The sequence below is a fragment of the Kitasatospora sp. NPDC058048 genome (assembly GCF_042885555.1).
Classification (GTDB): Bacteria; Actinomycetota; Actinomycetes; order Streptomycetales; family Streptomycetaceae; genus Kitasatospora; species Kitasatospora lactacystinica.
In genome coordinates, this window is sequence record NZ_JBHVRT010000035.1 from 56406 (window position 1) to 68881 (window position 12476).

At 74.5% G+C, this 12476-nt stretch carries 13 protein-coding genes; 8 read left to right on the forward strand and 5 right to left on the reverse strand.

The genetic code is table 11. The features are described 5' to 3' along the window. Positions 1-53: 53 nt before the first annotated feature. The 5 genes from ACFVVA_RS30620 to ACFVVA_RS30640 all read left to right on the forward strand — a co-directional run bounded on the left by ACFVVA_RS30620 (position 54) and on the right by ACFVVA_RS30640 (position 6560). Positions 54-1211 carry a LacI family DNA-binding transcriptional regulator gene (locus tag ACFVVA_RS30620; protein WP_359905133.1) on the forward strand — a complete coding sequence of 386 codons (1158 nt, stop codon included), beginning with the start codon at positions 54-56 and terminating at the stop codon, positions 1209-1211. Between the two features lie 172 nt (positions 1212-1383). Further along, a complete protein-coding gene (locus ACFVVA_RS30625) occupies positions 1384-2829 on the forward strand; it encodes a metallophosphoesterase (protein ID WP_387694006.1) in 1446 nt (481 codons plus the stop codon). A 346-nt stretch (positions 2830-3175) separates the two neighbouring features. Continuing rightward, the gene (locus ACFVVA_RS30630) at positions 3176-4081 is read left to right on the forward strand and encodes a hypothetical protein (protein WP_387694007.1); all 906 of its coding nucleotides are present in this window, start codon (positions 3176-3178) and stop codon (positions 4079-4081) included. A 142-nt stretch (positions 4082-4223) separates the two neighbouring features. Beyond that, positions 4224-5780 carry an alpha/beta hydrolase family protein gene (locus ACFVVA_RS30635; RefSeq protein WP_387694008.1) on the forward strand — a complete coding sequence of 519 codons (1557 nt, stop codon included), beginning with the start codon at positions 4224-4226 and terminating at the stop codon, positions 5778-5780. Positions 5781-5996: 216 nt separating this feature from the next. Then, a complete protein-coding gene (locus ACFVVA_RS30640; protein ID WP_387694009.1) occupies positions 5997-6560 on the forward strand; it encodes a hypothetical protein in 564 nt (187 codons plus the stop codon). Positions 6561-6626: 66 nt separating this feature from the next. On the opposite strand, the gene ACFVVA_RS30645 is transcribed toward ACFVVA_RS30640, so the two are convergent. Further along, positions 6627-7223, reverse strand: coding sequence for an NAD(P)H-dependent oxidoreductase (locus ACFVVA_RS30645; protein ID WP_359905145.1), 597 nt, complete (start codon positions 7221-7223; stop codon positions 6627-6629). 101 nt (positions 7224-7324) lie between these two features. Between ACFVVA_RS30645 and ACFVVA_RS30650 the strand changes: the two genes are divergently transcribed. Further along, positions 7325-8161 carry a helix-turn-helix domain-containing protein gene (locus ACFVVA_RS30650; protein WP_387694010.1) on the forward strand — a complete coding sequence of 279 codons (837 nt, stop codon included), beginning with the start codon at positions 7325-7327 and terminating at the stop codon, positions 8159-8161. 30 nt (positions 8162-8191) lie between these two features. Here the strand turns inward: ACFVVA_RS30650 and ACFVVA_RS30655 are convergent, their stop codons facing one another. Continuing rightward, the gene (locus tag ACFVVA_RS30655; protein ID WP_387694011.1) at positions 8192-9115 is read right to left on the reverse strand and encodes a LysR family transcriptional regulator; all 924 of its coding nucleotides are present in this window, start codon (positions 9113-9115) and stop codon (positions 8192-8194) included. Between the two features lie 130 nt (positions 9116-9245). On the opposite strand from ACFVVA_RS30655, the gene ACFVVA_RS30660 reads away from it, so the two are divergent. Then, positions 9246-9632: a VOC family protein gene (locus ACFVVA_RS30660; protein WP_387694012.1), complete on the forward strand. Its 387-nt coding sequence runs from the start codon at positions 9246-9248 to the stop codon at positions 9630-9632. A 93-nt stretch (positions 9633-9725) separates the two neighbouring features. Here ACFVVA_RS30660 and ACFVVA_RS30665 read toward each other — a convergent pair whose 3' ends face one another. Together ACFVVA_RS30665 and ACFVVA_RS30670 are read right to left on the reverse strand one after the other, a co-directional pair. Then, a complete protein-coding gene (locus ACFVVA_RS30665) occupies positions 9726-10163 on the reverse strand; it encodes an SRPBCC domain-containing protein (RefSeq protein WP_387694013.1) in 438 nt (145 codons plus the stop codon). A 147-nt stretch (positions 10164-10310) separates the two neighbouring features. Continuing rightward, positions 10311-10799 (reverse strand): DUF5994 family protein, encoded by a 489-nt coding sequence (locus ACFVVA_RS30670; RefSeq protein ID WP_387694014.1) that lies wholly within the window; start codon positions 10797-10799, stop codon positions 10311-10313. 259 nt (positions 10800-11058) lie between these two features. Between ACFVVA_RS30670 and ACFVVA_RS30675 the strand changes: the two genes are divergently transcribed. Beyond that, on the forward strand, positions 11059-11484 hold the full coding sequence (locus ACFVVA_RS30675) for a CBS domain-containing protein (protein ID WP_359905161.1): 426 nt from the start codon (positions 11059-11061) through the stop codon (positions 11482-11484). Positions 11485-11592: 108 nt separating this feature from the next. Here ACFVVA_RS30675 and ACFVVA_RS30680 read toward each other — a convergent pair whose 3' ends face one another. Further along, the gene (locus ACFVVA_RS30680) at positions 11593-12393 is read right to left on the reverse strand and encodes a helix-turn-helix transcriptional regulator (RefSeq protein ID WP_387694015.1); all 801 of its coding nucleotides are present in this window, start codon (positions 12391-12393) and stop codon (positions 11593-11595) included. Positions 12394-12476 lie beyond the last annotated feature (83 nt).

Sequence of the window (12476 nt, forward strand, 5' to 3'; positions counted from 1 at the left end):
CTTCCGATGCGCCGGTCACAGACCCTTGTCAGGAGCCATACGATCGGTCCGCCATGACAGCAGCAGCCAACCAGAGCGGTCGGCGTCCCACCACCTCACGGCGTCTGGAGCGGGCCGGCATCCGGGATGTGGCAGCAGCCGCCGGAGTGTCGATCACCACTGTCTCCGATGCGCTGAACGGAAAGGGCCGCCTGCCCGACGAGACCCGCAGCCGGGTGCGCGAGGTAGCCGAGCGCCTCGGCTACCGCCCCTCCGCGGCCGCCCGCACCCTGCGCACGGGACGGTCCGGCCTGATCGGCCTGACCGTCACGACCTACGGTGAAGAGCCGTTCACCTTCACCGAGTTCGCGTACTTCGCCGAGATGGCCAGGGCCGCCACCAGCGCCGCCCTGGGCCGCGGCTACGCGCTGGTGGTGCTGCCCGCCTCCTCCCGCCACGACGTCTGGGGCAACATCGCCCTGGACGGCACCGTGGTGATCGACCCGCCCGACCAGGACCCCCTGGTGAGCGAGCTCTACCGGTCCGGCGTGCCGGTGGTCAGCGACGGCAAGCCCGGCAACTGCCCGGTCACCGCCTGGGTCGACAACGACCACGAGGCCGCCGTGCTCGGCATCCTCGACCACCTCTCCGAGGCCGGCGCCCGCCGGATCGGCCTGCTCACCGGCACCAGCACCGACACCTACACCCGGCTCTCCACCGAGGCCTACCTCGGCTGGTGCGCCAAGGTCGGGCAGGAGCCGGTCTACGAGACGTACCCGGCGCACGACCCGGCCGCCGGCGCCGTCGCCGCCGACCGGCTGCTCGCCCGCCCCGACCGGCCGGACGCCGTCTACGGACTGTTCGACCCCAACGGCACCGACCTGCTGGCCGCCGCGCGCCGCTACGGCCTGCGGGTGCCGGACGACCTGCTGCTGGTCTGCTGCAGCGAGAGCGACGTCTACGCGACCACCGAGCCGCCGATCACCACGCTCTCGCTCAAGCCGCGCAAGATCGGCACCACGGTGGTCAACCTGCTCATCGACGCGATCGAGGGCGTGGACTCCGGGACGGGCGTCGACATCGCCCGGCTCTTCCCGCCGCGGTTCCGCACCGCCGGCACCGGGCCGCCGCCCGGCACCCTGATGCCGACCGAGCTGATCGTCCGCGCGTCCTCCCAACGCCGGAGTCCGCGCACCACCGTCAGCCCGCCCCGGGCCCCGGGCGAGGTATAGACCACCACGCCGCAGTGGCCCCGAGGCCGGGCCGCGCGGCCCCGCCACAGCCGACGAGACCATGCCGAGCCGGGACAAAACGGACCTTGCGGGACCGCCCGGCTGACGCTCCGGAGGATTGGATACCCACCAGGTGACGACGCCGGGAGAGTGGTCTTCCTATGATGGGCGAATGACACCCGAGGACCGCTTCCCCGGGCCCGAGCACCCCCACTCGGTCCCCCGCCACCAGCCGGACCTCGACGTGCTGCCGTACGGCACCTATTACGAACCCGACGCCGCCACCGGCTACCCCGCCGCGCCCTACGAGGGGGAGGGCCACGACGGGGAGACCTACAGCGGCTACGGCGGAGCCCGCTACCTGGAGCAGCACTGGCCCGCCGACGGCCAGGGCCACACCGTGCACGCCCAGGGCATCGGCATGGACCAGACCCCGGCCTTCTCGCACCAGGGGCAGCAGGGACATCAGGAACACCAGGGACAGCAGGAGCACCAGGGACACCAGGGGCAGGGCGGCTACGAGGACGGCCCCGGGTACGAGGAGCGCACGGGCTACGCGGGCGGGGAGCAAGGCGGCTACGAGAGCCGGGAGCAGGCCGGCTACGACGACCAGGGCGGCTACGACGCGCGGGAGCAGGGCGGCTACGACGGCCGGGACCAGGGCGGCTACGAACCCACCCTGCCCGACCAGCCCTCCCCCGCACTCGGGCTCGACGGCCGCGACGACCCGCCGACCATCGAACTCGGCCCGCCGCTGCCCGACCCCGCCGCACCCACCTACCCGTACCCGGCCCCCGGCCCCGGCGAGCCCCCCGGCCCGGTCTACGTCGTCGGCGACGTGCACGGCTACCTGGAGGAGCTGCGCGCCGCGCTGCACGGCCAGGGCCTGATCGACGCCGACGGCCACTGGTCGGCCGGCCGCGCCCGGATCTGGTTCCTCGGCGACTTCACCGACCGCGGCCCCGACGGCATCGGCGTCATCGACCTGGTCATGCAGCTGGCCGCCGAGGCCGCCGCGGCCGGCGGCTACTGCCGCGCCCTGATGGGCAACCACGAACTGCTCTTCCTCGGCGCCGCCAAGTACGGCGACGAGCCCGTCCAGTCCACCGCCGGCACCGCCTCCTTCCTCGCCGCCTGGCGGCTCAACGGCGGCCAGCAGAGCGACCTGGACCGGCTGGAGGCGCACCACATCAGCTGGCTCTCCCGGCTGCCCGCCATGGCGGTCGAGGACGGCCACCTGCTGCTGCACTCCGACACCACCGCGTACCTGGAGTACGGCGAGTCCATCCCCGACGTCAACGACGCGGTGCACGGCCTGCTCGCCGACGGCAGCGTGGACGAGTGGTGGGACTGCTTCCGCCGCTTCACCAAGCGGTTCGCCTTCCGCGGCGACGCCGGCCCGATGGCCGTCCACGAGCTGCTGGACACCTACGGCGGCAGCCGGATCGTGCACGGGCACAGCCCCATCCCGTACCTCACCGGCGCGGTGCACAACGACGACGGCCAGCCGCCGCACATCCCCGGGCCGTACGTGTACGCGGACGACCTCGCGGTGGCGATGGACGGCGGCGTCACCATGGAGGGGCGGCTGCTGGTCGCCCGGCTGCCCATCGGCTGAGGCGCGCGGCCGTCCATCGGCCGGATCGCTCGCACGGATCGCCCACCGACTGCCGCCTTCCGGCTGCCGGCTGCCGACTGCCGACTGCCGACTGCCGACTGCCGACCGATCGTCAACCGACCATCGCCGTAGAACAGTTGTTCCCGGCGCTCGGGCGGTCGCACGCACGCGTCCCGGGGCGCGAAATTCCGGAAACCGACTGTCAGCCCGGGCGCGCCCGCCCCTACCATGAGGCACACCACACCCGGCCGCCCGTCCGGCGGCCCGCCTCCGCGCCCGTTTCGGCGTCCTGAGGGCCGCGCGCCCCCGGGGCGGAGCGAACGGGGACCGCACGAACGGGGTTCCCATGTCCAACCCCCCGCCACTGCTCGCCGAGGACCGCCCGGAGTACGAGCGCCTCCTCACGGAAGCCCTGCGCGACCGCACCGTCCTCACCGCCCTGCGCGCACCCGGCGCGCTCACCACCGACCAGCTGCGCATCCGCGCCCTGCGCGACGCCGACCGCGTCAACGCCGCGGCCGCCACCGAGTACACCCACTACACCCGGCTGCGCGAGAGCCTGCACAGCACGCCCCCACCGCCGCCCGGCGGCGAACCGGCCGCCCCCGGGCTGTTCAGCCAGCTGCGCTCCGGGGGCGGCGGCGCCGGACTGTTCCCGGTCCTCACCGTGCTCACCCCGATCCTGGCCTGGGCCGCCGCCCTGTTCCTGCTGCTGATCGGCTACCTGCTGCGCGCCGCCGGTCCGAACCTCGCCCTCGCCCACTCCCTGGTCACGGCCGGATGGGTGGCCCTCGCCGCCGGGGTCGCCGCGATGGCCATCGGCGTCATCGGGCTGCTGCTCACCGCCCTGCGCGAAGGCGCCGCGACCGCCCCGGCCGGCACCGACCCGGAGCTCGCCGCCGAACTCGGCGACGCCCACCGCGAGTGGCGCGGCGCGCTGCGCGAGCGCGGAATCCTCCCGTACCTACTCGACGCGCTGCCGCCGGTGCCGGGCCCGGCGGCCCGGCCCGACCACGACGGCCCCGACCACGCGGGCCCCGACCACGGGAGCCCGGACCACGACGGCCCGGGCTACGAGAGCCCCGACTTCAGCAGCCCCGGCTACACCTCGCCCGCGTTCACCAGCCCCGGCCCCGAGGGGCTGACCGACCCCCGGGGCCGCACGACCCGCCCGGCCGCCTTCACCCCGCCCGACTTCACCGGCCCCGGGTACACACCGCCCGACTTCACCGGGCCCGACGAGGTCCGCTGAGCCCTCCGCGACGCCCCGGGTGCCCGGGGGCGCTTCCGGGGGACATCCCCACCCCCGGTCCGGGTGCGACCACCATCGCCCCGGACTCCGCCGCCCGCCAGGCTGGAACCCACAAGTGGAGAACGACCGGGGGAGAGCGGCGATGAGCACCGGACCCATCCGACCAGCACGCACCGGAGCGGCGCTGCTGCTCACCGCCTTGCTCGCGGCCCTGCCGGGGCTGCTCCTCACCGGCGGACCGGCGGGCGCCGCGGCCGTGAGCGGCACGGCGGGGAACGGCGCGGCCGTGAGCGGCACGGCAGGGAGCACCACACCTGCGAGCGCCACACCTGCGAGCGCCACACCCGCGAACACCACGTCGGCGACGGGCGATCCGGTCGCCAGCCCGGTCGACTTCACCGGCGCCGGCGGCACCGTCCTGCACGGCCTGCTGCTGGCCTCCCCCGCCGCGACGGCCGGCACCCGCGGCCCCGGGCTGGTCATGGTCCCCGGGGCCGGGCCGGGTCCGCTGGCCGAACTGCGGGCCGCCGCCGAGGCGTACGCCCGGCACGGCGTCACCACGCTGGTCTTCGACAAGCGCACCGACGGCTACTCGACGACCCACCGGGACTACGGGCAGCTGGCCGAGGACGCCCTGGCCGCCGTCCGGCTGCTGCGCGCCCGGCCGGAGGTCGCGCCGGACCGGGTCGGCCTGTGGGGCCTGTCCGAGGGCGCCTGGGTGACCTCGCTCGCCGCCACCCGCTCCACCGAGGTGACGTACCTGGTCACCGTCGGCGCGGTCGGCCTCACCCCCGCTCGCCAACAGGCCTGGGCGTACCGGGGCTACCTGCGCCACGCGGGCGTCCACGGCTCGCTGGTCGACGCGCTCTCGGACACCTCCGTCCGGCAGCTCAGCGCCGCCGGGATCTTCCCGGAGGCCGACTACGATCCGGTGCCGGTGTGGGAGCGGGTCCGGCAGCCGGTCCTGGCCGAGTGGGGCACCCTCGACCGCGAGGCCGCCCCCGAGGAGAGCGCGGCGATCATCCACCGGGCCCTCGACCGCGGCGGCAACACCCACTACACGCTGCGGACCGTCCCCGACGTCCGGCACAACCTGCACCTCACCGCGGACGACGGCTACGACCGGCCCGACCGGCTCCCGGCGGACTACGCCGAGGCCGAATCCGCCTGGATCCAGCGGCTCGCCACCGGCCTGCCCACCGCCTCCGCCGACCCGGCCCCGCAGCAGGACATCCGCAGCCGCGCGCTCGATCCGCTCCCCTGGTACGAGTCCACCTGGGTCGAGGCCGTCGCCACCCTGCTGTGCCTGACCGGCTTCGCGGGCTACGCGCTGACCGGCGCCGCCCGCCGCCTGCGCCGCCGGCCGCGCCCCGCCGCCCTGCCCCGGGCCGCCCGCTGGGCCGCCCTCACCGGGACGGCCGCCCTCCTGGGCGCCCTCGGGTACCTGCTCTTCCTGATGGTCACCGCCGCGATGTTCCCCGGCCCGGTCCTGTTCGGCCGCCCGGTGGTCTGGCTGGCCGTCCAACTGCTCGCGCTGTTCGCGCTCGGGGCGGCCGCCGTCGCCGCGGTCAGCGCCAGGCGGGAGCGGGCGGCCCTGGCCGCCGCCCCGGCGGCCGACCGGGTCCGGCTGGGCGCCCTGCTGCTGGCCGGGGTGGTGTTCCTACCCTGGGCCCTGTCCTGGGGGCTGCTGCTGCCCTGACCTCGTCACCGCGGCGACCTCCTACCGCCGCGGCCTCCTGACCGCGGCAACCTCCTGCCCCCGTGGCCTCCTACCGCGGCGACCGCCCGCTCCCCCACCCGGGGGAGCGGGCCCGCCCGGTTTCAGCCCGGGTGAGGACGCCCCCGCCCGCGCGCTCCGGGAAGGTCGGAGCCGGTGGCGGACGGACGGCGTCCGCCCGGGGCCGGAGGCGGAACCATGGGAGCACGGACGATCGCGGCACGACTGCACGGCACACCCGCACCGGGCGTACCCCGCTGGGCGGTCCGGACCGGCTACGCGATCACCCTGGCGGTCCTGCCCTCCTGCCTCTGGCGGATCGGCGGCTTCATCCTCGGGCTGCCGCTGCTCGACCACGGCCCGACACCGCCGGAGCAGGACCCGGCCCCGTTCGACGGCGGCTGGGCGTACATCCTCGCGCTCAGCGTGGTCAGCGAGGCGCTGGCGCTCCTCTGCTTCGGCCTGGTCGCCCGCTGGGGCGAGGTGTGGCCGCGCTGGATCCCCGTCCTCGGCGGCCGCCCGGTCCCGGTGCTCGCCGCCGTGGTCCCGGCCGGGCTGGGCTCGGCGGCGCTGATGGTCTTCCCGTACGCGATGGTGATGTTCTCGCTCGGCCTGACCATCCGGGGCGACCGGAACATCGGGCTGATCACCCACGGCTGGCAGACCGTCGTGTTCTGGGCCGGCTACCTGCCGCTGGCCGCCTGGGGACCGCTGCTCGCCGTGCTCACCGTGCACTACTACCGTCGGCGCAGGGCGGGTTGAGGTGCCTTCCCCGCTCCGGCCCCTTCCCCGCCGCCTTTCCCCGTTTCGCCACCTTTCCCGCTCCGGTCATGCCGGGTACGGCGCGGCGGCCCGCGCGTTCTTCAACGCGCCCGCCCACCAGGACAGCTGGTCGAGCAGGACCTTGGCGTAGCCGGGCGCCTGCGGGTCGTTCGGGCGGCCGTCCGCCCAGGCGGTGAAGTAGTTCGGGAAGGCCAGGCCGTCCCGAATGGTCACCGCGTGCAGCTCGGTCAGCACGTTCTCCAGGTGCAGCACGGCGTGCCGGCCGCCGGCCGCACCGCCGTAACTGACGAAGGCGACCGGCTTGGCCGTCCACTGGGTGAAGTGCCAGTCGATCGCGGCCTTCAGCGAGGCCGGGTAGCTGTGGTTGTACTCCGGCGTGACGACGACGAAGGCGTCGGCGCCCTCCAGGGCCTCGGTCAGCTTCGCCATCCCGGCCGGACGCGGATAACCGTCACCCGCGAACTTCGGTGAGGCGGCCGGAAGTTCGAGCGGCAGATCGACCTCGGCGAGGTCCACTGTCTCGACCTCGAAGCCTCCGTGCGAAGCGGCCTGCTCGGCCACCCACGAGGACACCACCGGGCCGAACCGGCCCTCCCGGACGCTGCCGAGGATGATCACCAGCTTGTGCGTGTTCGTCTCCATGGCGACCACTCTCCGCCCGCCGAACGGCCGCAACCAGGCCGTACCCAGGCTGGCCCCCGCAGGGCCACCCTCCGCGCGACGATCAACCGTACGCTCGCCGTATGGGCACACCACTGGGGGACTTCATCCGCGCCAAACGGGACAGCATCCAGCCGGAGACGCTCGGCCTGCCCGACCACGGCCGCCGCCGCTCACCCGGCCTGCGCCGCTCCGACCTGGCCGTCCGGGCCGGCATCAGCGTCGAGTACCTGACCCGGCTGGAGCAGGGCCGCGACCGCAACCCCTCCACCGCCGTGGTCAACGCGCTCGCCGACGCCCTCAGCCTCGACCCCGCCGAGCGCAACCACGTGCGCTACCTCACCAAGATCACCGGCGGCGCGTGCACCGGCCACGCCCGGCCCGCCCCCGCCCCGCGCGAGCTGCGCCCCACCGTCCGCGAGACCCTGCGCCTGCTCGAACCGGGCATCGCCGCCGTCACCAACCGCCTCGGCGACGTCCTCGCCCACACCAGCGGCTACGCGGCCGTCCTCGGCGCCGCCGGACTGCTCGACGCCCCGGCCCCGAACCTCACCCGCTACGTCTTCACCGACCCGCGCGCCCGCTCGCTGTTCGCCGACTGGGACGACATCGCCGACGAGCAGGCCTTCGACATCTGGCTCGCGCCCTCGGTCGAGTCCGCCGAATGGCTCAGCACCGAACTCGCCCCGATCGCCGGCCCCGAGTTCACCCGCCGGATCGGCAACCACCTCGTCCCCCGCCGCGGCCCGCTCCGCCTCCGCCACCCGTCCGGTCCCGAACTCCGGCTCCACCGCGAGACCCTGGACCTCACCGACGACGCCCAGCAGCTCCTCGTCCTGCTCCCCGCCGACGACGACACCGCCGCCCACCTCGACCGCCTGCTCGCCCCGGAGCGGCCCCGGCTGCGCGCGATCTCCTGAAGCCCCCACCGGTCACTCCGCCGGCACCGGTCACTCCGCCACCACGCACAACGGCGGCGCCCGGTCGACCGACTCCGCGACGGCGTCGGTGGCCGCCCGGACGAAGGCGCGGACCCGGGCGGTGGTGTTGCTCTCCAGCCAGACCGGGCCGCGCTGGATCGGGGGCGCGTCGTGGATCGGCACGTACGCGACGTCCGGGCGCGGGTAGTAGCGGCGGGAGTGTTCGCCGACCGGGAGGACACCGCGGCCCATCGCGACCAGGCTGAGCATCTCGGAGAAGGTGCCGCCGGACGGCCCCTTGGGCACCGGGCGGCCGGACGGGGTCCGGCCGGGGGTGCGGTCGCGCTTGAAGCCCACCGAGGTGACGTCCGGGTACTGCACCACCGGATGGTCCGCGAGCACCTCCAGCGACACCGACCGCTCGCCGGCCAAGGGGTGCCCGGCCGCCACCGCCAGGACTCGCCGCTCGGTCAGCAGCACCGGCCCGCGGGCCATGCCGTCGAACGGGTAGGAGGCGATCAGGATGTCGATCGACCCGTCCACCAGGCTCGCCCGGGAGTTGGAGAGCTGCACCTCCCGCACGTCCACCCGGCAGTCCGGATGCCGCTCGCCGAACAGCGCGGCCGCCTTGAGCAGCACCGGCGCCGTCCACTCGCCGAGGAACGCCACCCGCAGCTCCCCGGTGACGCCCCGGTTCGCGTCCTCCGCCCGGCGCAGCGCCGCCTCCATCGCCGCCACCACCGGGGCCAGGTCGTCCGCCAACTGCCGCCCCACCGGGGTGAGTCGGACCGACCGGCTGGTGCGGTCGAACAACTGCCCGCCGATCCGGCGCTCCAGCTTCTTCACCACCTGGCTGACCCGCCCGGTGGTCAGGTGCAGCCGCTCCGCGGTCCGGCCGAAGTGCAGCTCCCCGGCGAGCGCGAGGAAGACCTCGATCTCCAACCGCTCCAGCATCCCGCCCCGCCCCTCGATCGTTGAATCCGGCTCAACGATCCTACGGCGATCGCGCATTGATCACCCGCCCGGCCGAGAGGATCGTTGAACCCGTCCCCGACAGCCCCACCCCGAGCGGAGCCGATCACCCATGCGCGTCGTAGCCTTCGACCACCTGGTCCTCAACGTCGCCGACGTCGAGCGTTCGCTGGCCTTCTACGCCGGCCTCCTGGGCCTGGAGCCCGTCCGCGTCGACGAATGGCGCGCCGGCAAGGTGTCCTTCCCGTCGATCCGGGTCAGCGCCGGGACCATCATCGACCTGGCCCACGGCCCCCGGCACGAGTCCAACGTCGACCACTTCTGCCTCACCGTCGAGCCCCTCGACTGGCAGGAGGTCATCGACGCGGGCACCTTCACCGTCCTGGAGGGCCCCGTCCCCCGCTACGGCGCCCGCGGCACCGCCACCTCCGTCTACGTCCAGGACCCGGACGGCAACACCGTCGAGCTCCGCTGGTACCCCCAGGACGCGGCCAGCTGACCGTTCACCCCCAGCGCACGGCCAACAGACCGCGCCCCCGCCCCGGGCCCACGGGGGTGGCCCGGGGCGGGCACGCCGGAAGCGCCGCGCCCGTCAGTTCCGGCCGGCGAGGTGCTCGACCAGCCGGTCGAAACTGGAGTTGAGCCCCGCCTCGGCCTCCGGGCCGCGGAACATCTCCGGCACCCCGGTCTGGTGCAGCACCACCCGGGTGCCGCCCCCGTCGAGACCGGTGAAGGTGAGGGTGGAGCGCATGCCCGATCCCTCCTCCACCATCGCGAAGAACTCGCCGACCCGGATCTCGGTGATCTCGGCCTTCAGCGGGTACCGGTCGCCGGTCGCGTCGATCACCATGGTGCTGTCGTAGCGACCGCCCTCCTTCGCCTCGACGGTCACGGTCTCCAGCGGCACGTGGGTGCCGGCCGGCCCCCAGAAGCGGACGAACTGCTCCGGCTCGAAGTACGCCTCGAACGCGGCGGCCGGGGCACCCGGCAGCTCGCGGGTGATGGTCAGCTCGCCCAGGTTCTCGGTCATCTCGGGATCTCCTCCGTGGTCACGTCCGTAGCTTGCACAGGGGTAGACCCCGGGCGTCCCGGAAACTCATCGCTCCCCGCGAAGGTTCTTCGACGACTTCTCCCACCGGTGTTCTCCACCGGCGCTCTCCACCGATGGAGAACGGCTTCAGCCGTGAATCCGGCCAGGCGCGACGGCGACCACCGGTCGGCCGAGCAGCAGCTCCGCCGCCGGAGTGTGGTTCCCCGTCGCGGAGGCTCCGGCCATCGCCGAGGCGGCCGTTGTCGCGTCGGTGCCGGGCGGCACCACCAGCAGGAGGAAGTGGTCCTGGAGGCCCCGGGTGACGCTGATCGTCCCGTCGCTGCCGGCGAACCAGTTGATCCTGACCATCAGGCCGTTCGCGGCGACGGACCGGGGCACACCGTCCCAGGCCTCGGTGTCGAGGCCGACCCGCAGGATGCGCCCGAAGTGGGCGCCGAGCGCGGTGATCAGGTCCGGCAGTTCGGCGAGGACCTCGTTCGAACGGGGCCACCAGGCCCCGTCGAAGACACCCTCCCGCGACATCGTCGGCTCCAGTTCCAAGCGCGGCAGCAGCGGGACACCGGGCGCCGCCCACGGCCCGGGGGAGGAAGGAATGGGGAGGGGGATCGGCATCATCCGAAGCCGCCCGTCCGGTCCACGAGGGACCCGTCATGACCCAGGGCGACGTCGACGCTGATGCCGGTGTCCGGAATGTCCTCGGTTGCTCCCCACGCTACTCCGCCGTAGCCTCCCCCGGGCCGACCACCGCGGGAGTAGCCTCGGAGACATCCAGGGCATCCCGTATCCCGGTCCCCGTTCCGGCTTCGTTCTGGGTGCAGGACAGCCCGGCAGTCCCCGCCCCGGCGGGCGGCCGGAGACGGGAACGGTGAACGCCGTGACCACTCACTCGCCCCAGCCCGCCCGGCCCGGCCACGGCCTCACGGTCGCCGACGCCATGGAACCCTGCGACTACCAGATAGCCGACGACAGCACCGTCGACCGGGCCGACGACATCCTCCGCGGCGCCCACCTGGACTACCTGCTCGTCCGCGGCCACGACGGCCGGTGCGAAGGGCTGGTCACCCGCACCGGACTCCACCCGTTCCTCACCCGCTCCTGGTACACCGAGCGGACCGCGATCAGCGCCACCACCCACCAGCGCGGCCCGTTCGCCTGGCCGACCATGGGCCTGACCCTGGCCGCGATCGCCATGCGGATCAAGCACCTGGCGGTCTGGCCCGTCGTCGACGAGGACGGCTACATCCTCGGCGTGCTCACCGCGGACCGCACCACCGACCTGCTCGCCGCCGAGCCCGCGTGACCCACGGCGCCCGGCGCCCGGCACCCGGCGCCCGGCGCCCGGCAGTTGGTCGACCCCGCGCCCCGCACCGCGCCGACCCCGCTCCCGGAAGCCCGTCCGGCGGCACATTCATCGGCCCGTCGGCTCATGACGGGCGCGAACCGGGGCAAGCAGCCGGCGCAGCACCGTCGGTGTGTGTCCCACGTGCTCGCGGACGATGCGGGTCAGGTGCGCTTGGTCGGCGAAGCCGAGCTGGGCTGCCAGGGCGGCGAGGCTGGGTTCGCCCTCGGCGATCCGGTCCATGGCCCGGGTGACGCGTACGCGGTTGCGGTAGCGGGTCAGCGAGACGCCCGTCTCCCTGGAGAACACCCGGCTCAGTCGGTAGGGCGACACCTCCAGCAGCGCGGCCAGGGCGCAGAGCCCTCCGGCCTCCGGGGCCTCGTCGATGATCGCCTCGCGCGCCGCGGCGGCCAGCGCCCGGTCGGCCGGCCGGGAGCGGAAAGTCGGCTCACCGGCCGCGGCCGCGACGAGGCGGAGCAGTTCCTCCGCCAGCGCGTAGTCGATGTCGCCGGTGGCCGCGGCGGCGACCAGACGGCGGTGGGCCAGATCGACGCGCGCGTCGACGTACACCGTCGTCGCGGCGGGCGGGCGCCCGAGGAGGGAGGGCTCGAAGCTGACCGACGTGCAGACGTCGCCGCCGGCCGGATGGGCGAAGCGCTCCTGTTCGCCGGGCGCGCCCAAGTAGGCCGTGGTCGGGTCCAGATCGGCGTCGGTGCCGTCGGCCGATCGCCGGAACCTGCCGCGTCGCACCAGCACCAGGCGGTGGTCGTCGCGGGTCTCCGGCTGCGACCACCGGGCGTGGTCGGAACGGCACCCCACCACGGCCACGGTGAACTCCGGCCGGGCGGCGAGGGTCGATGCGGACAGCATGCCGCGGACGGTACCCGCCGGGTACGACAGAACGGCCCGCAAGGATCTTCAAGACCTTCGGCCCCCTCGCCCCGGATGCTGGG

Bases quoted from the DNA above. Each gene is read 5' to 3' on its own strand.
- ACFVVA_RS30620 (WP_359905133.1), top strand. From the start codon at position 54: ATGACAGCAGCAGCCAACCAGAGCGGTCGGCGTCCCACCACCTCACGG.
- ACFVVA_RS30625 (WP_387694006.1), top strand. From the start codon at position 1,384: ATGACACCCGAGGACCGCTTCCCCGGGCCCGAGCACCCCCACTCGGTC.
- ACFVVA_RS30630 (WP_387694007.1), top strand. From the start codon at position 3,176: ATGTCCAACCCCCCGCCACTGCTCGCCGAGGACCGCCCGGAGTACGAG.
- ACFVVA_RS30635 (WP_387694008.1), top strand. From the start codon at position 4,224: ATGAGCACCGGACCCATCCGACCAGCACGCACCGGAGCGGCGCTGCTG.
- ACFVVA_RS30640 (WP_387694009.1), top strand. From the start codon at position 5,997: ATGGGAGCACGGACGATCGCGGCACGACTGCACGGCACACCCGCACCG.
- ACFVVA_RS30645 (WP_359905145.1), bottom strand. From the start codon at position 7,223: ATGGAGACGAACACGCACAAGCTGGTGATCATCCTCGGCAGCGTCCGG.
- ACFVVA_RS30650 (WP_387694010.1), top strand. From the start codon at position 7,325: ATGGGCACACCACTGGGGGACTTCATCCGCGCCAAACGGGACAGCATC.
- ACFVVA_RS30655 (WP_387694011.1), bottom strand. From the start codon at position 9,115: ATGCTGGAGCGGTTGGAGATCGAGGTCTTCCTCGCGCTCGCCGGGGAG.
- ACFVVA_RS30660 (WP_387694012.1), top strand. From the start codon at position 9,246: ATGCGCGTCGTAGCCTTCGACCACCTGGTCCTCAACGTCGCCGACGTC.
- ACFVVA_RS30665 (WP_387694013.1), bottom strand. From the start codon at position 10,163: ATGACCGAGAACCTGGGCGAGCTGACCATCACCCGCGAGCTGCCGGGT.
- ACFVVA_RS30670 (WP_387694014.1), bottom strand. From the start codon at position 10,799: ATGATGCCGATCCCCCTCCCCATTCCTTCCTCCCCCGGGCCGTGGGCG.
- ACFVVA_RS30680 (WP_387694015.1), bottom strand. From the start codon at position 12,393: ATGCTGTCCGCATCGACCCTCGCCGCCCGGCCGGAGTTCACCGTGGCC.